General features: G+C 49.7%; 24 protein-coding genes and 1 pseudogene. 13 read left to right on the top strand and 12 right to left on the bottom strand.

The annotated features are described in order from the left end of the window. The 5 genes from FDW95_RS23890 to trpA form a co-directional block, all read left to right on the top strand. A partial coding sequence (locus tag FDW95_RS23890) for a chorismate-binding protein (protein ID WP_249359134.1) occupies positions 1-544 on the top strand: 544 nt, incomplete at its 5' end. Beyond that, positions 544-2139 carry a bifunctional anthranilate synthase glutamate amidotransferase component TrpG/anthranilate phosphoribosyltransferase TrpD gene (gene trpD, locus FDW95_RS15160; RefSeq protein WP_096756814.1) on the top strand — a complete coding sequence of 532 codons (1596 nt, stop codon included), beginning with the start codon at positions 544-546 and terminating at the stop codon, positions 2137-2139. The genes FDW95_RS23890 and trpD, both read left to right, overlap by 1 nt. Beyond that, positions 2140-3501, top strand: a complete 1362-nt coding sequence (gene trpCF, locus FDW95_RS15155) for a bifunctional indole-3-glycerol-phosphate synthase TrpC/phosphoribosylanthranilate isomerase TrpF (RefSeq protein WP_223240225.1) — start codon at positions 2140-2142, stop codon at positions 3499-3501. It begins immediately after the preceding gene. A 10-nt stretch (positions 3502-3511) separates the two neighbouring features. Then, positions 3512-4705: a tryptophan synthase subunit beta gene (trpB, locus tag FDW95_RS15150; protein WP_115258315.1), complete on the top strand. Its 1194-nt coding sequence runs from the start codon at positions 3512-3514 to the stop codon at positions 4703-4705. Then, positions 4705-5511, top strand: coding sequence for a tryptophan synthase subunit alpha (trpA, locus tag FDW95_RS15145; protein WP_115258314.1), 807 nt, complete (start codon positions 4705-4707; stop codon positions 5509-5511). Before trpB ends, trpA begins: the two co-directional genes overlap by 1 nt. A 33-nt stretch (positions 5512-5544) precedes the next feature. On the opposite strand, the gene FDW95_RS15140 is transcribed toward trpA, so the two are convergent. Next, the gene (locus tag FDW95_RS15140) at positions 5545-7017 is read right to left on the bottom strand and encodes a GGDEF domain-containing protein (protein ID WP_115258313.1); all 1473 of its coding nucleotides are present in this window, start codon (positions 7015-7017) and stop codon (positions 5545-5547) included. A 101-nt stretch (positions 7018-7118) separates the two neighbouring features. Further along, positions 7119-7394, bottom strand: coding sequence for a hypothetical protein (locus tag FDW95_RS15135; RefSeq protein WP_115258312.1), 276 nt, complete (start codon positions 7392-7394; stop codon positions 7119-7121). A 438-nt stretch (positions 7395-7832) separates the two neighbouring features. Between FDW95_RS15135 and FDW95_RS15130 the strand changes: the two genes are divergently transcribed. Further along, positions 7833-10034 carry an autotransporter outer membrane beta-barrel domain-containing protein gene (locus tag FDW95_RS15130; protein ID WP_115258311.1) on the top strand — a complete coding sequence of 734 codons (2202 nt, stop codon included), beginning with the start codon at positions 7833-7835 and terminating at the stop codon, positions 10032-10034. 90 nt (positions 10035-10124) lie between these two features. Here the strand turns inward: FDW95_RS15130 and ompW are convergent, their stop codons facing one another. Further along, the gene (gene ompW, locus FDW95_RS15125; RefSeq protein ID WP_096756809.1) at positions 10125-10763 is read right to left on the bottom strand and encodes an outer membrane protein OmpW; all 639 of its coding nucleotides are present in this window, start codon (positions 10761-10763) and stop codon (positions 10125-10127) included. Positions 10764-11043: 280 nt separating this feature from the next. On the opposite strand from ompW, the pseudogene FDW95_RS23885 reads away from it, so the two are divergent. The 4 genes and pseudogenes from FDW95_RS23885 to yciA form a co-directional block, all read left to right on the top strand. Then, a pseudogene (locus FDW95_RS23885) lies at positions 11044-11130 on the top strand (YkgJ family cysteine cluster protein); the annotation flags it as partial. Positions 11131-11158: 28 nt separating this feature from the next. After that, positions 11159-11902 (top strand): YciC family protein, encoded by a 744-nt coding sequence (locus FDW95_RS15120; protein ID WP_115258310.1) that lies wholly within the window; start codon positions 11159-11161, stop codon positions 11900-11902. 55 nt (positions 11903-11957) lie between these two features. Further along, positions 11958-12497, top strand: coding sequence for a septation protein A (locus FDW95_RS15115; protein ID WP_115258309.1), 540 nt, complete (start codon positions 11958-11960; stop codon positions 12495-12497). A 155-nt stretch (positions 12498-12652) separates the two neighbouring features. Continuing rightward, on the top strand, positions 12653-13054 hold the full coding sequence (gene yciA, locus FDW95_RS15110; RefSeq protein WP_115258308.1) for an acyl-CoA thioester hydrolase YciA: 402 nt from the start codon (positions 12653-12655) through the stop codon (positions 13052-13054). A gap of 80 nt (positions 13055-13134) precedes the next feature. Here the strand turns inward: yciA and tonB are convergent, their stop codons facing one another. Continuing rightward, on the bottom strand, positions 13135-13863 hold the full coding sequence (gene tonB, locus FDW95_RS15105) for a TonB system transport protein TonB (protein ID WP_212734304.1): 729 nt from the start codon (positions 13861-13863) through the stop codon (positions 13135-13137). 215 nt (positions 13864-14078) lie between these two features. On the opposite strand from tonB, the gene FDW95_RS15100 reads away from it, so the two are divergent. After that, the gene (locus FDW95_RS15100; protein ID WP_003020675.1) at positions 14079-14375 is read left to right on the top strand and encodes a YciI family protein; all 297 of its coding nucleotides are present in this window, start codon (positions 14079-14081) and stop codon (positions 14373-14375) included. A 444-nt stretch (positions 14376-14819) separates the two neighbouring features. Here FDW95_RS15100 and FDW95_RS23210 read toward each other — a convergent pair whose 3' ends face one another. Continuing rightward, positions 14820-14981 (bottom strand): hypothetical protein, encoded by a 162-nt coding sequence (locus tag FDW95_RS23210; RefSeq protein ID WP_164496617.1) that lies wholly within the window; start codon positions 14979-14981, stop codon positions 14820-14822. 205 nt (positions 14982-15186) lie between these two features. After that, positions 15187-15360, bottom strand: coding sequence for a YciY family protein (locus FDW95_RS15095; protein WP_096756805.1), 174 nt, complete (start codon positions 15358-15360; stop codon positions 15187-15189). Between the two features lie 142 nt (positions 15361-15502). Here FDW95_RS15095 and cls point away from each other — a divergent pair, with 142 nt between their 5' ends. Together cls and FDW95_RS15085 are read left to right on the top strand one after the other, a co-directional pair. After that, positions 15503-16963 carry a cardiolipin synthase gene (cls, locus tag FDW95_RS15090; RefSeq protein WP_096756804.1) on the top strand — a complete coding sequence of 487 codons (1461 nt, stop codon included), beginning with the start codon at positions 15503-15505 and terminating at the stop codon, positions 16961-16963. Between the two features lie 34 nt (positions 16964-16997). Next, positions 16998-17327, top strand: coding sequence for an HI1450 family dsDNA-mimic protein (locus FDW95_RS15085; protein ID WP_096756803.1), 330 nt, complete (start codon positions 16998-17000; stop codon positions 17325-17327). Positions 17328-17362: 35 nt separating this feature from the next. Here the strand turns inward: FDW95_RS15085 and FDW95_RS15080 are convergent, their stop codons facing one another. The 6 genes from FDW95_RS15080 to oppA all read right to left on the bottom strand — a co-directional run bounded on the left by FDW95_RS15080 (position 17363) and on the right by oppA (position 23872). Next, positions 17363-18199, bottom strand: a complete 837-nt coding sequence (locus FDW95_RS15080) for an ion transporter (protein WP_115258307.1) — start codon at positions 18197-18199, stop codon at positions 17363-17365. Between the two features lie 46 nt (positions 18200-18245). Further along, positions 18246-19250 (bottom strand): murein tripeptide/oligopeptide ABC transporter ATP-binding protein OppF, encoded by a 1005-nt coding sequence (gene oppF / locus FDW95_RS15075; RefSeq protein WP_137363542.1) that lies wholly within the window; start codon positions 19248-19250, stop codon positions 18246-18248. Next, entirely contained in the window at positions 19247-20260 is a 1014-nt protein-coding gene (gene oppD / locus FDW95_RS15070; protein ID WP_096756800.1) for a murein tripeptide/oligopeptide ABC transporter ATP-binding protein OppD, read from the bottom strand. The genes oppF and oppD overlap by 4 nt, the downstream gene beginning before the upstream one ends. 11 nt (positions 20261-20271) lie before the next feature. After that, positions 20272-21180 (bottom strand): oligopeptide ABC transporter permease OppC, encoded by a 909-nt coding sequence (gene oppC, locus FDW95_RS15065; RefSeq protein ID WP_096756799.1) that lies wholly within the window; start codon positions 21178-21180, stop codon positions 20272-20274. Between the two features lie 18 nt (positions 21181-21198). Next, a complete protein-coding gene (oppB, locus tag FDW95_RS15060; RefSeq protein WP_096756798.1) occupies positions 21199-22119 on the bottom strand; it encodes an oligopeptide ABC transporter permease OppB in 921 nt (306 codons plus the stop codon). 121 nt (positions 22120-22240) lie between these two features. Then, positions 22241-23872 (bottom strand): oligopeptide ABC transporter substrate-binding protein OppA, encoded by a 1632-nt coding sequence (gene oppA / locus FDW95_RS15055; protein ID WP_115258306.1) that lies wholly within the window; start codon positions 23870-23872, stop codon positions 22241-22243. Positions 23873-24637: the final 765 nt, after the last annotated feature.

Raw genomic sequence — 24637 nt, 5'->3', positions numbered from 1 at the left:
GGACCGCGATCTCGACAGCCGTATTGAGCTGGAAATGCGCACTGACCATAAAGAACTTTCCGAGCACCTGATGCTGGTGGACCTGGCGCGTAATGACCTGGCACGTATCTGTACCCCGGGCAGTCGCTACGTGGCCGACCTGACCAAAGTTGACCGGTATTCCTTCGTGATGCACCTGGTTTCCCGCGTGGTCGGCGAACTGCGTCATGACCTGGACGTCCTGCATGCATACCGTGCCTGTATGAACATGGGCACGCTGAGCGGTGCGCCGAAAGTGCGCGCCATGCAGCTTATCGCCGAGGCTGAAGGTCGCCGCCGCGGTAGCTATGGCGGCGCGGTCGGTTACTTCACCGCCCACGGTGATCTGGACACGTGCATTGTGATTCGTTCTGCCCTGGTAGAAGACGGTATCGCCACCGTGCAGGCGGGTGCCGGGATTGTTCTGGACTCTGTACCGCAGTCTGAAGCCGATGAAACCCGTAATAAAGCGCGTGCGGTTCTGCGTGCTATCGCCACAGCACACCACGCACAGGAGATTTTCTAATGGCTGATATTCTGCTGCTCGATAACATTGACTCTTTTACCTATAACCTGGCAGATCAGCTGCGTACCAACGGCCACAACGTGGTGATTTATCGCAACCATATCCCGGCTCAGACCTTAATTGACCGCTTAGCGACCATGAAAAACCCGGTACTGATGCTTTCGCCAGGTCCGGGCGCGCCAAGCGAAGCAGGCTGCATGCCGGAGTTGTTGACTCGCCTGCGCGGCAAATTGCCGATTATCGGTATTTGCCTTGGGCATCAGGCGATTGTCGAAGCTTACGGCGGGTATGTAGGTCAGGCGGGAGAAATCCTGCACGGCAAAGCCTCCAGTATTGAACACGACGGCCAGGAAATGTTCGCCGGTCTGGCTAATCCCCTGCCTGTGGCGCGTTACCATTCACTGGTCGGCAGCAACGTCCCGGCGGGACTAACTATTAACGCCCACTTCAACGGCATGGTGATGGCGGTTCGCCACGACACCGACCGCGTGTGCGGATTCCAGTTCCATCCGGAATCAATTCTCACCACTCAGGGCGCGCGTCTGCTGGAGCAAACGCTGGCCTGGGCACAGCAGAAGCTTGAACAAACCAACACGCTGCAGCCTATTCTCGAAAAACTGTATCAGGCCCAGACGCTGTCCCAGCAGGAGAGCCACCAATTGTTCTCTGCAGTCGTGCGCGGTGAATTGAAGCCGGAGCAGCTGGCTGCCGCACTGGTCAGCATGAAAGTGCGCGGTGAGCATCCGAATGAAATTGCCGGGGCGGCGACGGCCCTGCTGGAGAACGCCGCGCCGTTCCCACGTCCGGACTATCTGTTTGCCGACATTGTCGGGACCGGCGGTGACGGCAGCAACAGCATCAACATTTCCACCGCCAGCGCGTTTGTCGCCGCGGCCTGTGGGTTAAAGGTAGCGAAGCACGGTAACCGTAGCGTCTCCAGTAAATCAGGATCGTCCGATCTGCTGGCGGCCTTTGGCATCAACCTGGATATGAATGCCGATAAGTCGCGCCTGGCGCTTGACGAACTGGGCGTATGTTTCCTGTTTGCACCGAAATATCACACCGGTTTTCGTCACGCCATGCCGGTTCGTCAGCAGCTCAAAACCCGCACGCTGTTTAACGTGCTCGGGCCGCTGATTAACCCTGCGCATCCGCCGCTGGCGCTGATCGGCGTCTACAGCCCGGAACTGGTACTGCCCATTGCCGAAACCCTGCGCGTGCTGGGATATCAGCGTGCAGCCGTGGTGCACAGCGGCGGAATGGATGAAGTTTCGCTGCATGCACCGACCATTGTGGCCGAATTGCATGACGGCGAAATCAAGAGTTATCAGCTGACGGCAGACGACTTTGGCCTGACGCCATATCACCAGGAACAGCTGGCGGGCGGCACGCCGGAAGAAAACCGTGACATTCTCAGTCGCTTGTTACAAGGTAAAGGTGAAGCCGCGCACGAGGCCGCCGTGGCAGCGAATGTCGCCATGTTAATGCGCCTGCACGGCGAAGAAGATTTAAAAGCCAACGCACAAATCGTGATTAATGTCCTGCGTAGCGGCGCGGCCTATGACCGGGTCACCGCCCTGGCAGCAAGAGGGTAAATGATGCAAACCGTTTTAGCGAAAATTGTCGCAGACAAGGCGATTTGGGTAGAAGCCCGCAAACAGCAACAACCGTTGGCCAGCTTTCAAAATGATGTTCAGCCAAGCTCGCGACATTTTTATGATGCGCTGCAAGGCGCGCGGACCGCGTTTATTCTGGAGTGCAAAAAAGCCTCTCCGTCAAAAGGCGTGATCCGTGATGACTTTGACCCGGCACATATTGCGGGTGTGTATAAACATTATGCCTCGGCGATTTCTGTGCTGACCGACGAGAAATATTTCCAGGGAAGCTTTGATTTCCTGCCCATCGTCAGCCGCATCGCACCACAGCCGATTCTGTGTAAAGACTTTATTATCGATCCTTACCAGATTTACCTGGCCCGTCATTACCAGGCTGACGCTTGTTTACTGATGCTATCCGTGCTGGATGACGAACAATATCGTCAGCTTGCCGCCGTGGCACACAGCCTGAAAATGGGTGTGCTGACCGAGGTCAGCAACGAAGAAGAGCTGGAACGTGCCATTGCGCTTGGCGCAAAAGTCGTGGGCATTAACAACCGCGATCTGCGCGACCTGTCGATTGACCTCAATCGCACCCGCCAACTGGCACCGCGACTGGGCCACGGCGTGACCGTCATCAGCGAGTCCGGCATTAATACCTACGGCCAGGTGCGCGAACTCAGCCATTTCGCCAACGGTTTTCTGATTGGCTCCGCGCTGATGTCGCATCAGGACCTACATGCAGCGGTACGTCGCGTGCTGCTCGGCGAGAATAAAGTCTGCGGACTGACGCGCGCACAGGATGCCCATACGGCGTATGAATCCGGCGCAATTTATGGCGGACTGATTTTTGTTCCTTCTTCACCACGTGCCGTCAATATTGAGCAGGCTCGTGAGGTCATGACAGGTGCGCCGCTACAGTACGTTGGCGTGTTTCGCGACAGCAATATTGATGACGTGTGCTCCACCGTCGGGCATTTATCACTGACAGCCGTGCAACTGCACGGGAACGAAGATCAGACTTATATCGATACGCTGCGTGCGGCATTACCGCAACAGGTGCAAATCTGGAAGGCGCTGAGCGTGGGCGAGTCACTGCCAGTCCGCAGCTATCAGCATGTTGATAGATACGTTTTCGACAACGGCCAGGGCGGCAGCGGACAGCGCTTTGACTGGTCGCTGTTGGGTGGGCAATCACTGGATAACGTTTTACTGGCTGGCGGACTCGGTGCAGATAACTGCGTCGACGCGGCTAAAACCGGCTGTGCCGGTCTCGATTTCAATTCTGGCGTAGAGTCGCAGCCGGGCATCAAAGATGCGCGTCTGCTGGCCTCGGTCTTTCAAACACTGCGCGCATATTAAGGAAAAGGACATGACAACATTACTCAACCCCTATTTTGGTGAATTTGGCGGCATGTATGTGCCACAGATTCTGATGCCTGCCCTGCGCCAGCTGGAAGAAGCCTTCGTCAGCGCGCAGAAAGATCCTGAGTTTCAGGCGCAGTTTACCGACCTGCTGAAAAACTATGCAGGCCGCCCTACCGCGCTGACCAAATGCCAGAACATCACCGCAGGTACTCGCACCACCCTGTATCTGAAGCGTGAAGACTTGCTGCACGGCGGTGCGCACAAGACTAACCAGGTGTTGGGTCAGGCGCTGCTGGCAAAACGTATGGGTAAAACCGAGATCATCGCTGAAACAGGTGCCGGTCAACACGGCGTAGCTTCCGCGCTCGCCTGTGCCTTGCTTGGCCTGAAGTGTCGCATCTATATGGGTGCGAAAGACATCGAACGCCAGTCTCCCAACGTGTTCCGTATGCGGCTGATGGGCGCCGAGGTGATCCCGGTACACAGCGGCTCCGCCACGCTGAAAGATGCCTGTAATGAAGCGCTGCGCGACTGGTCTGGCAGCTACGATACTGCGCACTATATGCTTGGTACGGCGGCTGGCCCACATCCTTTCCCAACTATTGTGCGTGAGTTCCAGCGCATGATCGGCGAAGAAACCAAAGCGCAGATCCTCGAAAAAGAAGGTCGTCTGCCGGATGCCGTTATCGCCTGCGTGGGTGGTGGGTCGAATGCTATCGGTATGTTTGCTGATTTTATTAATGACACCAGCGTCGGGTTGATTGGCGTTGAGCCGGGCGGTCACGGGATTGAGTCCGGTGAACATGGCGCGCCGTTGAAGCATGGTCGCGTCGGGATTTACTTCGGCATGAAATCACCGATGATGCAAACCGAAGAGGGGCAAATCGAAGAGTCCTATTCGATTTCAGCGGGTCTGGATTTTCCATCCGTCGGGCCACAGCATGCTTACCTGAACAGTATTGGCCGTGCCGATTACGTATCGATTACCGATGACGAAGCGCTGGAAGCCTTTAAAACCCTGTGCCTGCATGAAGGGATCATTCCGGCCCTGGAGTCATCACATGCCCTGGCGCACGCGTTGAAAATAATGCGTGAGGATCCGGACAAAGAGCAACTGCTGGTGGTTAACCTCTCCGGTCGCGGCGACAAAGACATCTTCACCGTACACGATATTCTGAAAGCACGAGGGGAAATCTGATGGAACGTTATGAAAACCTGTTTGCACAGCTGAAGGACCGCAAAGAAGGTGCATTTGTCCCCTTCGTCACTCTCGGCGACCCTTCTGTTGAGCAGTCGCTGAAGATTATTGATACGCTGATCGACGCCGGAGCCGATGCGCTCGAACTCGGGATCCCCTTCTCCGACCCGCTGGCTGACGGCCCGACCATTCAGGATGCGACCTTACGTGCTTTTGCCGCAGGCGTCACGCCGTCGCAATGCTTCGAAATGCTGGCGCTGATCCGTCAAAAACATCCCAATATTCCTGTTGGCCTGCTGATGTACGCCAATCTGGTATTCAGTAAAGGCATTGACGAATTTTACGCCCAGTGTGAAAAAGTCGGCGTGGATTCAGTGTTAGTCGCCGATGTGCCGGTTGAGGAGTCTGCGCCATTCCGGACAGCGGCACTGCGCCACAACGTGGCACCGATTTTCATCTGCCCGCCGAACGCTGATGACGACCTGCTGCGCCAGATTGCGTCCCATGGTCGCGGTTATACCTATCTGTTGTCTCGTGCTGGCGTGACTGGCGCCGAAAAGCGTGCTGCGCTACCGCTGCATCATCTGGTCGAGAAGCTGAAACAATACAATGCACCGCCGTCGTTGCAAGGCTTCGGTATCTCAGCGCCTGAGCAGGTCGCGGGGGCGATTGAAGCAGGTGCTGCCGGGGCGATTTCAGGCTCGGCGATTGTGAAAATTATCGAGAAAAATGTCGCCGCACCGGAACAGATGCTGACAGAGCTAAGGGCCTTTGTCAGCGCGATGAAAGCCGCCACGCATCAGTAACAAGCCACAACCGCCAGCCTAAATCTGGCGGTTTTATCCTTCTTTCGCCTGCTTCATTTTGTACATGGCGTTATCTGCGTTCTGAATAGCCACATCCAGTTCACCGTTCACTTCCGCAATTCCCCATGACACCGACAGCGGCACAGTGTGCCCCTCCACCACAAATACGTGATTATTGACCTGACCGCTAATACGCTCAGCGATGGCGATAGCGTCACTCGCCTGAGAGCGAAACAGCAGGATCATAAACTCATCCCCGCCGGTACGAATCACCAGATCGTGACTGGTTCGGGTATTAGACAGCATTCTGTTGGCAATGGTTTGCAGTGCGCGATCCCCGGCCGCGTGGCCCCAGGTGTCGTTGACGGCCTTAAACTTATTACAGTCCAGAAGTACCACCGAACAATGGGATAAATCCCGGCGTTTAATAATGTCGAGGATCCTGCGGTTAAAACAACCGGTCAGCGAATCGATATACACCTTTAGATCGCTTTCATTCAGCCACGATTTCAACGAAAAGCTAATGATAATAAAGAAGAACGGCGCCAAAAGAATCACAATTCCGGCATGCGCATCGTGTACCATAAAACGACCTAACGAGATCGAATAGTGCAGCGCATACTTTTCTGACAACATCCTGACATGCGCGTTGTTCAGAGTTGTGCATTTCCCGGCTAAACAGAGACTCTCGTTGTTGAGTAAATTCACCAATGCCACATTAAGACCCGGCGGAAGCTGGTTTTCAAACGCGTTTGCCAACTCATCTTGCAATTCCGGTTTCGAATGGTCATAAACCAGGTACGCCACGATATGATCGGAGATATCATCGCCTGACAGATCGTAAATATAGCTAACGACACTGTACGCCTTATCACCGGTGATTTTATCGGTGTAAAAATTGGTCGAACTAAGGGCTTTGTTTTTGACGTTTTTTTGCAGTAGTCGGGTATAAAAATCGACCGGCGGGTAGAAAAAATTGGAAATATCGAGCGCCATCTCGGAGTCAGCGAAAGAAAAATTGTGAGAGTCGGCAGGAGTAAACCAGTAAAAATAATCTGCGTCTTTGGCGATAATATAACGATGCGCGTCGAAAGTGCCCGGATTGAGCTCATTCACCATTCCGCGGATAAACTCTGCGGCGGTAAACATACACAGGGCCTGCTGGCTGGGCTGCTTAGCGATAATGGCTCCAGATGCCGAATGTATCCGCTTTCGATCGGCGTTGATTCCCCACTCCCCCTCCTCGCGCGGAACAAAGCGCGACTTGCTGCCACATCGTCCACCATTAATGGTGTGGTGATAACGCTCACCGATGGCGTCCGCGATCAGTTCATTGTCGTTAAAGATGTCCATGAGACGCGTTTGGAGACGGTTGATACCTTCACTTGCGGTGGCCGTACGCTGCTCGTAAATGATGAACAGGAACAGTGATGTAAATATCAGTGTAATGAGGCCAGAGACCAGCAACGCCTGCCTGTTTCTGAGCTTATCCTGCACAATCTTCACGCGTCCACCCTGATAGTTACCCGCATTGCCAAATCAGTTACTTGAGCGCTAAGTTACAGATTTACCCATAAAAAGCATATCTTTATTAACAAATGCGCAAACTAGTCTTCACCATCGAGCAGATAGCCCGCCCGGCGAATGGCCTCACGGCAGTCGCTGACGCCGGCGGCATAACCCGCTTCAATTTCGCAAACCGGGCTGGCACTGCAATAAGGTAATTTGATCGGTACGGCCAGAGCGTATTCAAGGCTCTCCACCCGAGTCATATACCCCAGCAGTGCGCGCGCAGCATACAGGGCGAATTCTGCTATGTCATCGTTGGGTGATGATTCCAGAAGTGAAATTTTTTGTTGCAGCTGTTGGCGGGACAATTCCATCGTCAATGCCCTCAAAGCAGGTTTGCTTAAAGAGTAGCATTTGATCGAAGGGTGAAAAGGCGGGAGGGGAAAAACAGGGCCAAAAAGACGGGACAACGCTCGCCCCGTCTTTTCACATTTGAATCTCAGCGTTAGAAGCGATAACTTACACAGAATATAGATACCTAATAATTTCACAGCAACAACATCAGAAAACACCTACATGAACACCAGAAAAATTCGAGTTGCCCTGAAAGTTACGCATTTTTACAATATATAAAACAATGGCCTTAGATTAGTTTTTCCTGCTGGAATTACTAATCTTAATAATTGTAGCGTCATTGTTTTTTCAAGTTTAATAAACTGTATCTATTTATCGTTCGTTGAGCGGCAATCTACTATTTATGTTTGCGGCAACCTTAACTGATAATTATTTATTTTTTATTGCGAGTGTTATGTATGTTTAAAAAGAAAGTGATCAGCACATTAATCCTGTCAGTTTTACCGGGTGCAGGTTTCTCTGCAGATTTTACTGTAAAAGTAAATCAAGGCACTGAAGTAAAAAATGAAGTGATTAATAAACAACAAGATGTTTATGGAAAAATATTGGATAGCACTATCATCACTGGAGGTCATCAGTATATTCATACTGGCGGAAGTGCTTCTAACATTGTACTTAACGGCGGAAAAAGCACGGTAACTGGTGCTTTGATTGATAATTTCAAGATATTATCAGGAATTCAAAAACTTGAATCTGACGCTATTTCTGAGAATGCGTACATTGCAATGTCCGGAATTCAACACGTCAATAATAATGCAACGGCAGTCAGCACTAGCGTAGAAAGCAAGGGCAGGCAATTTATTAATGCCGGCGGAAAATCAGAAAATACAACAGTTAACAGTGACGGTGCACAATACGTATATAAAAATGGCATGTCTAACAAGACCATTATAAATGGAGGCGCTGTATTTGTACGTGGTGGCACAGCTACTAATTCCACTATAAATAGTGGAAAACAAGTGGTAACAGAGGGAGGTACTACATCTGGAGATACCATTAATAAGGGTGGTTATCAAAACATTGGTGTTAATGGTAGTGCCTCTAACGTCACTGTGAATACAGGAGGCCGTCAGGATATTAATACTGGCGGTTATGCAAAAGATACTACTGTTATAGGAGGGCAGTACGACATAGATCCAAACGCTACTGGTGAAAATGTAAGTTTCGACGGTGGTGTAGGCTTCATCCATGAAGCTGGTGTTTTAGCTGGATACGCGACGCTAAAAAACGGCGCTGAAATTTATATGGCCGAAGGTTCCGATGCTGACATTTCACTATCAGGTCAGAGTAATATCTATGTTATCAACAGCATAAAGAATAGAAACATGAATCTAAATGATTCCTCTGTTCATTTTCGTTCTTCTTTTGATAATGACTTATCAACTGATTTAAAGGAATTTAAAACTCTTAGCGTTGATAAATTAGATTCCAGCAACTCTTCATTTTTTATGAAAATTGAAGGTATGAGTGGTGATTTCCTTGATGTGTCTGAATTTTCCGGAACCAACAATACAGTTAATATTAAAGGTAGTGGTAAAGAAAGCAGCGATGGATATCACTTGATTCATGCTGGTAATAGTACAAATGATGCTTTTAAATTAAATGGTGATAAAGTTGAACTGGGTTCATATGTATATACTTTAGAAAAAAATAATGATGATTGGTATTTGAAACAGCATAGTGATCAACTTTCATCTTCAGCAAAAGCTGCATTGTCAATGGCATCCTATGCTTCTTCAATCTTCACAAATGAGTTTCATACTATATCAGACAGATTGAATAATAGCCTGACCGATATTGAAGGAAATCATGTATGGGGAAGATTCATTAGTTCAGATTATCGCGTTGATAATGGTGTGAACGACCCATATAAACTCAAACAAAATGGTTTTGAGTACGGCATAGGGAAAACTCTCCCGACAGAAACTGGCGATATAAGTTTTGGTGTGTCTGCGGGTATCACCCAAAACAAAATTAAAGAAAAATCAGGGACGCATTCTGATGTTGACAGCTATTCAATTGGTTTATATGCGTCATATATCCATAAAAACGGGCTTTACATTGATGGGTTAATTAAAGGTAACCGATTTGACACTAATTCCAAAGTCATCGTTGACTCCGTCGATGTTGCAACCACTGAATTTAAGCAAACAGGTTTTGGTTCTGCTTTGGAAGTAGGTAAGTACACATGGTTTGATAAAACGTTTTTTGTTCCCTACACTCGAGCAGAATACTTTATTGCCAAGAGTGAAGACGTTTCACTAAGCAATGGCATGAAGGTTGATCTGGGCAATGACAGATCTTTCAAAGGAGAAATTGGTGCTAAATTAGGAACCAACTTAAATGTTGGCCAGAGCGCTAAAATCACGCCATATTTCAAAATTTCAATTGAAAATGAATTTATTGATGATAACTCAGTAAATATCAATAAAAGTGTGAAGATTAGAAATGACAATTCAGGTACTGTCGGTAATTATAGCTTAGGCCTTGATGCAAAAATCGGGAAGAATGCCTCTCTATTTTCTGAAGTCGGCTACTCCAAAGGTTCAAACATCGAGGCGCCACTCAATATTAAAGCAGGTGTCCGCGTTCTCTTTTAATACTTGAGCAACCCTATTCTGTACGTCTGGATTGCCCTGGATGTACAGAATGGAAAACGGGTCATGTGATGACCCGTTTTCCAGAAGAGCTTAAAAACGATAACCCGCAGAGAACATAAACACCCACGGATCGAGGCGTACGTTATCGTGCTGCTGTGCGCCAGCCAGTTTGTAGCTCGCGGTGGTGTCGATATCCATGTACCAGACCGACATGTTAATCAGCCAGTCGCGGTTGATTAAGTAGTCCATCCCCACCTGTCCCGCCGCACCCCAGGAGTCTTTCAGGCTCAGGTCAGATAATCCGGTTTCTTTACCGTTATCGTTAAATCCTTCGTCGAAGAACGTGGTGTAGTTAACGCCGACGCCAACGTAAGGACGCAACTTGCTGCTGGAGTCGCCAAAGTACCACTGCGCCATTAGCGTTGGCGGTAAATGGTGAACGGTCGCGATATCCCCGGTGGTTGAGGTGCCGATTTTATGACGAAACGGCGTTGCTGCCAGTAATTCGACACCAATATTGTCGGTCGCCATATAGGTGAATGTCAGCCCCAGTTGCGTGTTATTGCTGACGTCAAAACCGCCTAAACTTCCCAGCGTACCGCCCGCACCTTCCGTCGGTCTTACGGTTGCAGAACCTGCGCGAATAAAGAACTCTCCCGCTTCATGCGCAAATGCGTTCCCGGAAAGTAGAGTTGTTAATGCCAATGCTGCCACTGTTAATTTTTTCATGTCCGCTCCATCGTTATGGTTATAAAAGCGGAACGAATATACCTACAATGGAGTAATAAATGATCTAACACAGATCACATTGACGCCTGTAATTTAACATTTATTGATCCAGATTAAGTTAGAACTTGCATTCAAAATCCTGGTTAACTTAATTCAGATCAATTTTGATATATTTCCACCCTGTGAGCATTTTTCCCTTCAATGGTATACGGACGTAATGAGCCATGGTGTACAGAGAACAAACAGCGTTGTTGCATAATGCTGAAGTCATAGCCAAAAATTACCGCCGCTTTACAAAGATATGCTTTTCCATACACCTCGCGATGCTGCCACTGTTGAGTTATCCAGGGTACAATTGCCCGCAAATGAACACCTGCAAAACTCAAGGAGAGTGCATGTCAATCACGGCGAAGTCCGTTTACCGTGACACGGGAAACTTTTTCCGTAATCAATTCATTACCATCTTGCTGGTATCGCTGTTGTGCGCGTTTATCACGGTGGTGTTCGGGCATGCTTTTTCCCCCAGCGACGCGCAGATTGCGCAACTCAGTGAAGGGGATCAGATAATCAACAGCGTGGGACTGTTCGACCTGGTGCAGAACATGACACCGGAACAGCAGCAAATCCTGCTACGTGCGTCAGCGGCATCGACATTTTCTGGACTTATCGGCAATGCCATCCTCGCGGGTGGTATTATTCTGATGATCCAGTTAATTTCAGCAGGCCATCGAGTCAGCGCGCTGCGGGCCATTGGCGCCAGTGCACCGGTATTGCCTAAGCTGTTTATTCTGATTTTTCTGACTACCCTGCTGGTGCAAATCGGGATTATGCTGGTCGTTGTACCCGGTATTGTGCTGGCCATTCTGCTGTCGCTTGCGCCAGTGATGATGGTTCAGGATAAGATGGGTGTCTTTGCAGCCATGCGCAACAGTATGCGTTTGGCGTGGTCTAATATGCGACTGGTTGCGCCCGCTGTGATCGGTTGGCTGCTGGCAAAAACGTCACTGTTGCTGCTCGCCCCCACTTTTGCTGTATTAACGCCGAATGTTGGCGCGGTAGTGGCGAATACGCTGAGCAATATGATTTCTGCCGTTTTGCTGATCTATTTGTTCCGCCTGTATATGCTGATTCGCCAATAAACCCTGAACGCATCCCGGCCTCTTGGTCGATGCTTTTTGATTACGGAATCGAAGAATGAAGCAGTTTCTTGATTTTTTACCGCTGGTGGTCTTTTTCGCTTTTTATAAGCTTTATGACATCTATGCGGCGACCTCGGCACTGATTGTCGCGACGGCCATTGTGTTGATTTACAGCTGGGTTCGCTATCGCAAGGTCGAGAAGATGGCGTTGATCACCTTTATTCTGGTGGCTGTTTTTGGCGGCCTGACCGTTTTCTTCCACAACGATGAATTCATTAAGTGGAAGGTAACGGTGATATATGGGCTGTTTGCGGGTGCCTTACTGGTCAGCCAGTGGGTGATGAAAAAACCGCTGATTCAGCGCATGTTAGGTAAAGAACTGACGCTGCCGCAGCCGGTATGGTCGAAACTGAACCTGGCCTGGGCCGTCTTTTTCATCCTGTGCGGTCTGGCGAATATCTACATCGCGTTTTGGCTGCCGCAAAATATCTGGGTTAACTTCAAAGTGTTTGGCTTAACCGCCCTGACGTTGGTCTTCACGCTGCTGAGCGGGGTATATATTTACCGTCATCTGCCGCAGGAAGATAAGTCATAATGTGCATTCGCCAGATCTGCGGATCTGGCGAATTTTTAACCCACCATACCTTTCTCTCACTTTAACACCGCGTTGCACACCGCCTCCCCTCTGTTCTCAGCCCACAAATTCTAGTAGCATCGCGCCTGTAATCTTTCTCTACAGTCGGTTCTACAATGACAACAACGAATAACACCCCTCAAGGTGAGCTGGTTTTACGTACTCTGGCCATGCCAGCCGATACCAATGCTAACGGCGATATTTTTGGCGGTTGGCTGATGTCGCAAATGGATATCGGTGGCGCTATTCAGGCCAAGGAAATCGCGCACGGTCGTGTGGTCACGGTGCGAGTGGAAGGAATGAGTTTTTTACGCCCGGTTGCCGTCGGTGATGTGGTCTGTTGCTATGCGCGCTGTGTGAAGCGCGGTAACACATCCATCAGCATTAATATTGAAGTCTGGGTTAAGAAAGTGGCATCTGAGCCAATTGGGCAACGCTACAAAGCCACCGAAGCGTTGTTTATCTACGTGGCCGTGGATAAAGATGGGAAACCCCGTCCGATCCCCGCCTCTGCCTGATACGACACATTAACGTCGAAATCAGACAAGCCTTATGCTAATTGCCGGATGATGGCGTAGCGCCTCATCCGGCCAACTTCTTACTCGATCTGCGCAGTACCGTTGTTCAGACGGAAAACAATATTCACCACCAGTCCGGAGCCGGGTTTGCCCGCCTCGTAGCGCCATTTGCGCATGGCATTCTTCACTTCACGCTCAAACATATTGGCGGGCTGTGCGGAAAGCACCTCCACGTTCTCAACCCGGCCATCTGACGTCACGTCAAATTTCACTTTTACACGACCTTCAATACGCAGCGCCTGCGCACGTGCCGGATACTGTGGCTGATTACGACTCAGCGCACGCGGGCCAGCAGGCGCACTGACGGTCGGCTTGCTAGTGGCCGGGGCGGTACTGGTGGTCGGGCGCGCAGGCGCGGTGTTTTCAACTGGCGCAGCCGGGCGTGATTCAACCGGTTTAACGTCACGTTTCGGCTGTTCTTGCACCTTTTTCACCGGTTTTGGCTTCGGTTTTGGCTTTGGCTTCGGTTTCTCAATAACGACCGGTGCCTCCTTTGGCGGTTCAGGAATCGGTTCGGGTTCCGGTTCTGGCTCGACGACGGGCTCCGGAGGCGGCTGAACAACCTGCGGCGGTTCGAGGTCAGCTGGCGCGACCATCGTGATAGAAATCGGCTGCGCGGGCGCAGGCAGTTCAATAACCTGATGTACCGAGGTATACAGCAGTCCTGCCACTACAGCACCATGAACGCCGACAGAAAGTAACGTCGGCCAGGGAAAGCGACGAGGTAAATCAAGGGTCATTGAAGTCATAATCGTTTCAGTTAAAAAACCAGGCCCTGATTTTAAATGCAAATAGCAATCATATTCAATAAGCCCATGGCGGTAAGCGGCATTTAAAACGCGATTTTATGATAATAACCCACTTCTAAAGTAGGGGCTTAACAAATCCGTTATCTTTCCGTTGCAGTTGTTAGGCCTTTCCAATAACGTAATTAACGACTTTTACCGATCAAGGAGCTCTTCCCGTGCTGTACGTTATTTATGCTCAAGATATCGCTGATTCTCTCGAAAAACGCCTTTCCGTGCGCCCGGCACATCTGGCACGTCTGCAACTTCTCCATGACGAAGGTCGCCTGTTGACCGCAGGTCCTATGCCCGCCGTGGATAGCAACGACCCGGGTGCGGCCGGATTTACCGGATCAACCGTCATTGCCGAATTTGAATCACTCGAAGCTGCACAAGCATGGGCTGAAGCTGACCCGTATGTAGCGGCAGGCGTTTATGCGCAAGTTTCAGTAAAACCGTATAAGAAAGTATTTTAAGCAACAACGTCAGACTAACATTAATAAGCAGAGTGATTATCTACCCGCTTATAATATTCACAAGGGTGCATCTGAATAGATAATATTCAATGCACCTGTATTATTGCTATTTCAATACTCACCATGGCATATAACACTTAGTGGTTAGAAGCTAAAGCATTTGGCAAAATGTTATGCGGCGAATCGTTTCATGAATAATGACGGTCTTTTCTACAGACGTAGAATAAGGTAGAGGAATGCTGTCGACTTCCTATTAAATTGCTATTTATCATTATCAATTTATTATGTATTTCACTTCTGAAAAGCGATACATCAAGCTCAATAAAATTTCAACTCACTAACTTATCACTTTTAAAACAACAAGATACATCACCGCATCCATCTGAGAAACCCAATACCACTTCTGCATTACGCCATCAGAAGTGGCATTAACTCACTGATTCTTTAATATCCAGCAGCTTTATTGGCCGCATTGATTCGCTTAGTCCTGGCGTCTTTTTGATTTTTATCTGTTGCCTGCATGATGCCACCGGCAGCATCAATCCAGTCGCTTGCCGTGCAACCAGACAACGTCACACTCAGCATGAGCGCCATTAAATACTTCATCTAAACTCCGTTTTTCAAAAACCGTACAAAAATATTGGTGAAAATTTATATAATTAGTTATTACCGGCACATTGTTACAAACATATCCGACACGAGCAATCAATAAATAAGGGGCTGATTGAATAACGCAGAATATTAAGCGGGAGGATAAAAGATGGCGGGTTGTGCTGTGGTCATTGGGCACCGCCAGCGATGCCCATTTTGATCAGACGCTGTGGATTGCAAACAACAACGAGTTACGTTGATGGTTGAGAATGCACTTTCTGATGGTATGGATGCGCATATTGCGGCGCGATTGTCCTTCAAGCCAACGCGCTTTACGGCGACTGGCCTGACGCTGCATCCGCCAGCGCCCCACTTCCGTTCTACTACGCTTCATGTTAACCACTCTTACCGTCACAGAGCGGACATTATACCGCCTGACCGAATGCAGACCAGCAGTTTTCCCGTGTTTTTATTTGCCAGATGAATCCTGATGCGTAAACTCTTAACAATACGCTTTCAAAAGGATTTTTAAATTTATGACAACCTTCTACACCGTGGTGAGTTGGCTGGTCATTCTGGGATACTGGGTACTCATCGCTGGCGTAACATTACGCATTCTGATGAAGCGACGCGCAGTGCCCTCTGCAATGGCCTGGCTTTTGATCATCTATATTCTGCCATTGGTCGGGATCATTGCTTATCTGTCTTTTGGTGAACTTCATTTGGGCAAACGTCGCGCCGAGCGCGCCAGAGCGATGTGGCCTTCAACAGCCAAGTGGCTCAACGACCTAAAAGCCTGTAACCATATTTTTGCTCAGGAGAACAGCAGCGTCGCCTCGTCTTTATTTAAGCTGTGCGAACGTCGCCAGGGTATCGGCGGCGTTAAAGGAAACCAGCTTCAGTTGCTCACCAGTTCCGATGACGTGATGCAGGCGTTGATCCGCGACATTCAACTGGCGCGGCATAACATTGAGATGGTGTTTTATATCTGGCAACCCGGCGGCATGGCCGACCAGGTCGCAGAATCATTAATGGCCGCGGCACGACGCGGTATTCACTGTCGCTTGATGCTGGACTCCGCAGGCAGCGTGGCGTTCTTCCGCAGCCCGTGGGCCGCGATGATGCGTAATGCAGGTATTGAAGTCGTTGAGGCACTGAAGGTTAACTTGATGCGTGTCTTCTTACGCCGCATGGACCTACGCCAGCACCGTAAGATGATAATGATCGACAATTATATTGCTTACACCGGCAGTATGAACATGGTTGACCCGCGTTTCTTTAAGCAGGATGCCGGCGTTGGGCAATGGGTTGATCTGATGGCAAGAATGGAAGGTCCGGTCGCCACCGCGATGGGGATTGTCTATTCCTGTGACTGGGAGATTGAGACCGGTAAGCGCATTTTACCGCCGCCACCGGATGCCAATATCATGCCATTTGAGCAGGCAAGTGGGCACACCATTCATACCATAGCCTCCGGCCCGGGTTTTCCTGAGGATTTGATCCATCAGGCGTTACTGACCGCGGCATACTCTGCGCGTGAATATTTAATCATGACCACGCCCTACTTCGTCCCCAGCGACGATCTGCTGCATGCCATCTGTACGGCGGCGCAGCGTGGGGTGGATGTGAGCATTATTCTTCCCCGCAAAAATGACTCTATGCTGGTTGGCTGGGCAAGTCGGGCCTTTTTCACCGAGCTGCTGGCGGCTGGCGTGAAAATTTACCAGTTTGAAGGGGGTCTTTTGCACACCAAGAGCGTGCTGGTCGATGGTGAGCTGAGTCTGGTGGGTACCGTAAACCTGGATATGCGCAGCTTGTGGCTGAATTTTGAGATCACGCTGGTGATTGACGATGCCGGATTTGGTGCCGATCTCGCGGCAGTACAGGACGATTACATCTCCCGTTCGCGCCTGCTTGATGCGCGTTTGTGGCTAAAAAGGCCACTCTGGCAACGGATCACCGAGCGACTGTTTTACTTCTTTAGTCCGTTGCTGTAAAACGTGCCCAAGAGACGGTAAACAGGTAGTCATTATGGATATGGATTTGAACAATCGCCTGACTGAAGACGAAACGCTTGAGCAGGCTTATGACATTTTTCTCGAACTGGCGACAGACAATCTCGACCCCGCTGACGTTCTTCTGTTCAATTTACAGTTTGAAGAACGCGGCGGCGCAGAGTTATTTGACCCGGCAGAAGACTGGCAGGAGCACGTCGATTTTGACCTGAATCCTGACTTTTTTGCCGAAGTGGTGATTGGTCTGGCCGACTCAGAAGATGGCGAGATTAACGATATTTTCGCACGCGTTTTGTTATGCCGTGAAAAAGATCACAAGCTCTGCCATATTCTCTGGCGCGAATGAGTCAAAAGAAAAGCTGCCCAGGCAGCTTTTTTTATTTAATTCGGAAGCTTAGTTCCACAGCGGTTACAAAATTGCGCGCTGTGCTCGTGCTGATGCTGCTGACACTGAGGGCATTGACGCTGATTCTGCCGATGCTGAAACGCGCTGCTCATGTGCGTAGTAATCAAGCCCGTGGGTATTGCAATTACTGAATAACCGATCAGGATAAGCACTGAGGCCACCATACGTCCTAACGGCGTGTGCGGCGCAATATCCCCATACCCAACCGTCGTTACCGTCACAATGGCCCAGTACACCGACGCATTCAGCGTATCAAATCCATACTTCGGCCCTTCAATGAGATACATCAACGCGCCGAAAATAATCATTAAAATGGCGATAAACGAATAGAACAGAATCAACTGGTGACGTGCGCTTTTTATGGCGCCCCAAAACACCATCAACGAAGGCATAAAGCGCAGCAACTTGAGGATCCGCAGTACACGAATCGCCCGCATCGCTCGCCAGGCAAACACATAGTTCAGACTCATTTCTGGCCATAACCACATCACATACAGCGGCAAAATGGTGGCCAAATCGATAATACCCCAAAAACTAAACACATATTTTGCCGGATTGGCCCAACAGCTTAATCGCAGCAAGTATTCGGCGGTGAAGACCAGAGTAATAAAGATCTCCAGCCAGACAAAAGAACGCCATTCATCATACGTTAAATGATATTGCGTCCCGACGCCCGACTCGACGAAGATGACAATGACGCTAAGCAACGCAAACAGCGCGCACAGACCTTCAAAACGACGACCTGAGCGCGTGTTTAAATCGAATAATTTACGATAGACAGCGCGGCGGACAGAGGACACAAAGCCAGACACATTCACCTCACCTATAAGAAGGGCTGACCTTTGTCAGCCCTCACGATTATAGCGGGTCTACTTTCAGGCAGGAAACAGCGTGGCGGAAACTTCCTTCCAGAACCGGTCGCGTTTTTGCACATTCCGGTCCGGCAATCGGACAACGGGTGCGGAACACACAACCAGACGGCGGATTGATCGGTGACGGTAATTCGCCTTCCAACAGTTGGATGGTTTTGTTCCTCTCCTGATCGGGATCGGGGATCGGCACCGCCGACATCAGCGCTTTAGTATAAGGATGCAGCGGGTTATGGTACACCTCGTCGTAAGTGCCCAGTTCCACCGCATGCCCCAGGTACATTACCAGCACGCGATCGGAAATATGTTTAACCACCGCCAGGTCATGGGCAATAAAGATTAACGATAATCCCATTTCACGCTGCAGTTGTTGCAACAGGTTCACTACCTGCGCCTGAATCGACACGTCCAGCGCCGAAACCGGCTCATCGCAAATAATCAACTTCGGCTCGAGGATCAGCGCGCGAGCAATCCCGATACGCTGACACTGCCCGCCTGAAAATTCGTGCGGATAGCGGTTGATCAAATTTGGCAACAGCCCGACTTTCATCATCATTGCCTTCACGCGATCGCGCACTTCCTGCCCTGGCAGGCTGGGATGATAAGTGCGCAGCGGTTCTGCGATAATTTCACCGATGGTCATACGCGGGTTTAATGAAGCCAGCGGATCCTGGAAAATCATCTGAATATCGCTGCGCACCGCGCGCCACTCATCGGGTTTCATACCCAGCAAATCTTTACCCAGCCAGGCCACTTTGCCGTCGGTGGCTTTCACCAGACCAATAATGGCGCGGGCAAAGGTAGACTTACCGCAGCCTGACTCGCCCACCACCCCTAACGTTTCACCTTCGCACAGTCGCAGGGTCACGCCATCAACGGCTTTCAGTGTTTGTGAGGGTTGCCAGAACCACTGCTTGCCGTCTTTGATATCGAAATGGACTTTAAGATCGGCTATCTCAAGCAAGACTTTTCGTTGTTCAGTTGCCGTTGTCATACCAGTTCCTCCACCGGTTTAAAGCAGGCACGCAGGCGGCCTGGGCTAAACTCTTCCAGCGGCGGAGCGCTGCTACAAATTTCCATCGCATGCGGACAACGAGGCTGGAACGGGCATCCTTTTGGCAAACGCAGCAGGTTTGGCGGGTTACCCGGGATGGTCAGCATCTCTTCCCCTTCAGCATCCAGACGCGGTACCGCGTTAAGCAAACCAATAGAATACGGATGAACGGGTTTATAAAAGACATCGCGCGCGCTGCCATATTCCATGGTGCGCCCGGCATACATCACCAGAACCTTGTCGCATATCCCGGCAACCACACCGAGGTCGTGGGTGATCATAATAATCGCGGTATTGAATTCACTCTTAAGTTCATTCAGGAGCGTCATAATTTGCGCCTGAACCGTAACATCGAGCGCGGTTGTCGGCTCATCGGCGATCAGTAACTTTGGCCGACACTGTAACGCCATGGCGATCATCACACGCTGGCGCATCCCGCCTGAAAATTCATGTGGATACATCTTCATACGCTTGCGCGCTTCCGGCATTTTGACCGCATCCAGCATTCTGACGGATTCTTCAAACGCTTCGGCTTTACTCATACCTTTATGCAGCATCAGCACTTCCATTAACTGCTCTCCGACCCGCATATACGGGTTCAGGGAGGTCATGGGGTCCTGAAAGATCATTGAAATTTGTTCGGCGCGCAGTTTGTTCAGCTCGCGTTCCGGTAAATTAAGAATTTCACGTCCGTTGAACGTCGCAGAACCGCCGATGCGACCATTGGCCGCCAACAGTCCCATCAGGGCAAACGCCGTTTGCGATTTCCCCGATCCAGATTCACCGACAATACCCAGCGTTTCACCGGCTCGCAGCGAAAAGTTCAGATCGTTAACCGCGGTTACATCCCCATCAGGGGTGGCAAACGTCACGCGCAGATCTTTCACGTCCAGCAGTGCGTTAGCCTGTTGTTGCGCGAGCGGCGCGGTTGAGGTTTCAATTACGCTCATGGCTGCACTCCTTAACGGTCTTTCGGGTCGAGGGCATCACGCAGGCCATCGCCAATAAAGTTGAAACAGAACAACGTCACCACCAGGAAACCTGCCGGAAACAGCAGCAGCCACGGTGAGACTTCCATTGAGTTAGCACCATCACTTAACAACGCCCCCCAACTGCTTAACGGCTCCTGGGTCCCTAAGCCAAGGAAGCTCAGGAAGGATTCGAACAGGATCATGCTCGGTACCAGTAGCGATGCGTACACAACTACCACGCCCAGAACGTTCGGGACAATATGGCGGATAACAATGCGCACGGTCGAAACCCCACCCACCTGCGCAGCCTCAATAAACTCTTTGCGCTTCAGGCTCAGCGTCTGGCCACGCACGATACGTGCCATATCCAGCCAGGAGACCATACCGATCGCCACAAAGATCAGCAGGATGTTTTGCCCAAAAAAGGTCACCAGCAGAATGACGAAGAACATGAACGGGAAGGAGTTGAGGATTTCCAGCAGGCGCATCATCACGGAGTCAATTTTGCCGCCCAGATATCCTGACAACGATCCGTACAACGTGCCGACAATCACCGCCACCAGCGCCGCGGCAATCCCGACCATCAGCGAAATACGTCCACCAATCGCCACGCGTACCAGCAGGTCACGCCCCGAAGAATCAGTACCGAAGTAGTGGCCGGACTCACTGTCCGGCGCGCTGGACATCATTCCCCAGTCGGTGTCGAAGTAGGTAAATTGCGATAGCATCGGCGCAAGGGTCACAAACAGCGCGATAATCACCAGCACAACCAGACTGGCTACCGCCGCGCGGTTATGCATAAAGCGTCGACGCGCATCCTGCCACAAACTGCGGCCTTCGACTTCCAGCTTTTCACTGAAATTCTCCAGCGTCTCGCTGTTTTTCTTACTTAACATCATAGATAGCGAGCTCCAGTATCAGTAACGGATTTTCGGATCGATAACGGCATACAGCACATCAACAATCGCATTAAATACAATTGTCAGTGCACCGACCAGAATGGTCAGGCTCAATACCAGCGAGTAGTCGCGGTTCAGCGCGCCGTTAACGAACAGTTGACCAATACCCGGCAAGCCGTAGATAGTTTCAATCACCATCGAACCGGTAATAATGCCAACGAACGCCGGGCCCATATAAGACAACACCGGCAGCAAAGCGGGCTTTAACGCGTGACGGAAAATAATCCGCCGCATTGGCAGACCTTTCGCCCGTGCGGTACGAATAAAGTTGGAGTGCAGCACTTCAATCATCGACCCACGGGTGATACGGGCGATACTGGCGATATAAGCCAGCGACAACGCCACCATCGGCAAGATCATAAATTTCAGCGCCCCGCCGTTCCAGCCACCACCGGGCAACCATTTCAGCGTTATTGCAAATATCATCACTAACAAGGGGGCCACCACAAAGCTTGGGATAACCACCCCGGTCATCGCCACCCCCATCACCGTATAATCCCAGCGCGTATTTTGCTTCAACGCAGCAATGACGCCAGCACTGACGCCAACGAGTACCGCCAGGATAAAGGCAGCTGCACCCAGCTTCGCCGAAACCGGGAAGCTCGAGGCAACCAGATCGTTAACTGTATAGTCTTTATATTTAAAGGAAGGTCCAAAATCGCCATGCGCCAGTTGCTTCAGGTAGCTGAAGTACTGCGTGGTGATAGGGTCATTAAGATGATATTTCGCTTCAATATTCGCCAGTACTTCTGGCGGTAACGCACGTTCACCGGTAAAAGGACTCCCCGGCGCAAGGCGCATCATAAAGAATGAGATCGTAATAAGAATAAATAGCGTCGGAATCGCTTCCAGACAGCGACGTAATATGAATTTTAACATTGCCCGTACCTTCTGGCGTGTGCCTTTATACCTCTTTAAGCCAGTTATGGGGCCAGAGAGGTATTTATAGTTCGAAGAAAAAGACACTGTGGGGCAACGATGGTCGCCCCACGTCTTGCCATTAATGCTTGATAATATACAAGTCTTTAACGTGGATATTATCCATCGGGTCTTTACCGGAGTATCCGCCTACCCATGGTTTCACCAAACGCGCATTGACGTAGTAATACACCGGTACAATCGCAGAGTCTTTATCCAACTGCTGCTCAGCTTTCGAATACAGCTCGCTGCGCTGCGCTTCGTCAGTCACTTTCAGCGTATCGGCAATCAACTTATCAAATGCCGCGCTCTTATAGTGAACAGTGTTGTTGGAGCTGTCTGACAGCACCATGTTAAGGAAAGAAGTCGGTTCGTTGTAATCCGCACACCAGCCCGCACGAGAAACATCATAGTTACCCTGATGACGGGTATCGAGGAAGGTCTTCCACTCCTGGTTTTCCAGCTTAACGTTGGCACCCAGATTTTTCTTCCAGATAGAGGCGGCTGCAATAGCCAGCTTCTTGTGCAGATCGGAGGTGTTATACAACAGGTCGAAGGTCAGCGGTTTTTCTGCGGTAAAGCCAGCTTCAGCCAACAGTTTTTTCGCTTCTTCGTTACGTTTTTCCTGTGACCACTTGAACCACTCTGGCTCAACCAGTTTTGCGCCATCGGTATACGGCGGCGTGAAGCTGTACGCTGGCAGGTCGCCCTGGTTCTTCACTTTGTTGACGATAATGTCACGATCCAGTGCCATCTTCAGGGCGGTACGTACACGCACATCGTTGAACGGTGGCTTCTGGTTATTAATTTCGTAATAGTAGGTACACAGATACGGGTCAACGTGAACTTCGTTCGGGATCTCTTTTTTCAGTTTCTGGAATAACTCAATCGGCATGTTGTTGTAGGTCATGTCGATTTCACCACTGCGGTAGCGGTTAACATCAGTCACTTCAGAAGAAATTGGCAGATAAGTTACTTGGTTAATCACCGTTTTGGCGTTATCCCAGTAGTTAGTATTACGCTCAAGAACAATGCGCTCGTTGACGACCCAATCTTTTAATTTATAGGAGCCGTTAGAAACGATGTTCGCGGGCTGGGTCCATTTATCACCAAATTTTTCCACCACGGCTTTAGGCACCGGGGAAACTGATGAGTGAACAAGCAGTTTGTAGAAATACGGAACAGGTTCACTGAGGGTAACTTCAAAAGTATGGTCATCAATGGCTTTTACACCGAGATCGGTGACCGGTTTTTTACCGGCGATAATGTCGTCAATATTAACGATGTGCCCATACTGTAAATAGCTGGAGTATGGTGAAGCGGTATTTGGATTCGCCAGACGTTGCCAGCTATACACAAAATCTTGCGCGGTCACGGGCGAGCCATCGGACCATTTCGCGTCTTTACGCAGATGGAACGTCCAGACTTTAAAATCTTTATTTTCCCATTTTTCCGCCACGCCCGGTGATGGCTTGCCATCAACGTCGCTGATTAATAAACCTTCAAACAGGTCACGGTTAATGTTGGATTCTGGCACACCTTCGATCTTGTGCGGATCGAGAGACTGAACTTCCGAACCATTATTGCGTACCAGCGTTTGCTTCTCAGCAAGTTGAACACCGGCAGGTACTTCTGCCGCCGTGGCAACATTTCCTGCGATAAGCGCAGATAGAATCCCCGCCGCTACTAAACTTTTCTTAGTGATGTTAGTCATTGTGTTTGTACTCCCTCATTATTATGGCTGGTTTTTTAACCAGACTGTTAATCCTGTACGGATCCCTGTACGGCACCGGAGATTTTCTGCCGTCAGGTGATTTATTGTTTTACTGCTTGCTATCACCGACTTTATTTATTCTGGCGGTTCGAGCGACCGCCTTGCGTCGATTTTCTACGTGTCTCCCCTGTCGGAAACACGCGGTTACTCTATTGAGAGAAACTAACTGAAAACAGTTCTCATCAACGTAAAATCTTCTGTAAAATACCTGGTCGGAAAGTATCAAATGCCTTTCTTAACCGCCAATACATTTTACAGATTTGTTAACCAATTCGCTTTTATCGAAAAAAATCGCACATCAATGGTCCTCAAAAAGAGAGGTGATAATCGTAATGTCATGATAGATAACGAATTAAATCCATTGAGCGGTTGATTACCCTGTCCGGTATCAATATGCCGATATAATTTACATAAAATTAACAATTGGTCATTAATTAGCACATTACTCTAAAATAGACACTGAAATAACTAATAACATTTCGATAATCCTTCAGCAAGCCCCAGAGTATAATGTTAGAAAAATAACAGTAAGCCCCCTATTCAGGGACGTAGCCATAAAAATTATTATCTTATAAATCAATGCTTAACAGATGGATTGGCAATCAGCATGTTTTACAATTTCAATGCTAATTTTCAACTTTAGTGAGACGTTTTACTGATAATGAAAAGAACGGAGCTGAGGGCCAGCTCCGTTTACTGAAAACA

Origin of the sequence: Citrobacter sp. wls718, from assembly GCF_005280945.1 — a bacterium.
Taxonomy (GTDB): Bacteria; Pseudomonadota; Gammaproteobacteria; order Enterobacterales; family Enterobacteriaceae; genus Citrobacter; species Citrobacter gillenii.
The sequence above is the reverse complement of the archived record's forward strand: the minus strand, read 5'-3'. Positions and strand labels throughout refer to the sequence as shown.

Coding starts and splice junctions, on each gene's coding strand:
- trpD (WP_096756814.1), top strand. CDS start 544: ATGGCTGATATTCTGCTGCTCGATAACATTGACTCTTTTACCTATAAC.
- oppC (WP_096756799.1), bottom strand. CDS start 21,180: ATGATGTTAAGTAAGAAAAACAGCGAGACGCTGGAGAATTTCAGTGAA.
- trpB (WP_115258315.1), top strand. CDS start 3,512: ATGACAACATTACTCAACCCCTATTTTGGTGAATTTGGCGGCATGTAT.
- oppF (WP_137363542.1), bottom strand. CDS start 19,250: ATGACAACGGCAACTGAACAACGAAAAGTCTTGCTTGAGATAGCCGAT.
- FDW95_RS15135 (WP_115258312.1), bottom strand. CDS start 7,394: ATGGAATTGTCCCGCCAACAGCTGCAACAAAAAATTTCACTTCTGGAA.
- tonB (WP_212734304.1), bottom strand. CDS start 13,863: ATGACTTCAATGACCCTTGATTTACCTCGTCGCTTTCCCTGGCCGACG.
- FDW95_RS15115 (WP_115258309.1), top strand. CDS start 11,958: ATGAAGCAGTTTCTTGATTTTTTACCGCTGGTGGTCTTTTTCGCTTTT.
- trpCF (WP_223240225.1), top strand. CDS start 2,140: ATGATGCAAACCGTTTTAGCGAAAATTGTCGCAGACAAGGCGATTTGG.
- FDW95_RS23210 (WP_164496617.1), bottom strand. CDS start 14,981: ATGAAGTATTTAATGGCGCTCATGCTGAGTGTGACGTTGTCTGGTTGC.
- ompW (WP_096756809.1), bottom strand. CDS start 10,763: ATGAAAAAATTAACAGTGGCAGCATTGGCATTAACAACTCTACTTTCC.
- cls (WP_096756804.1), top strand. CDS start 15,503: ATGACAACCTTCTACACCGTGGTGAGTTGGCTGGTCATTCTGGGATAC.
- oppA (WP_115258306.1), bottom strand. CDS start 23,872: ATGACTAACATCACTAAGAAAAGTTTAGTAGCGGCGGGGATTCTATCT.
- trpA (WP_115258314.1), top strand. CDS start 4,705: ATGGAACGTTATGAAAACCTGTTTGCACAGCTGAAGGACCGCAAAGAA.
- oppB (WP_096756798.1), bottom strand. CDS start 22,119: ATGTTAAAATTCATATTACGTCGCTGTCTGGAAGCGATTCCGACGCTA.
- oppD (WP_096756800.1), bottom strand. CDS start 20,260: ATGAGCGTAATTGAAACCTCAACCGCGCCGCTCGCGCAACAACAGGCT.
- FDW95_RS15130 (WP_115258311.1), top strand. CDS start 7,833: ATGTTTAAAAAGAAAGTGATCAGCACATTAATCCTGTCAGTTTTACCG.
- FDW95_RS15120 (WP_115258310.1), top strand. CDS start 11,159: ATGTCAATCACGGCGAAGTCCGTTTACCGTGACACGGGAAACTTTTTC.
- FDW95_RS15095 (WP_096756805.1), bottom strand. CDS start 15,360: ATGAAGCGTAGTAGAACGGAAGTGGGGCGCTGGCGGATGCAGCGTCAG.
- yciA (WP_115258308.1), top strand. CDS start 12,653: ATGACAACAACGAATAACACCCCTCAAGGTGAGCTGGTTTTACGTACT.
- FDW95_RS15085 (WP_096756803.1), top strand. CDS start 16,998: ATGGATATGGATTTGAACAATCGCCTGACTGAAGACGAAACGCTTGAG.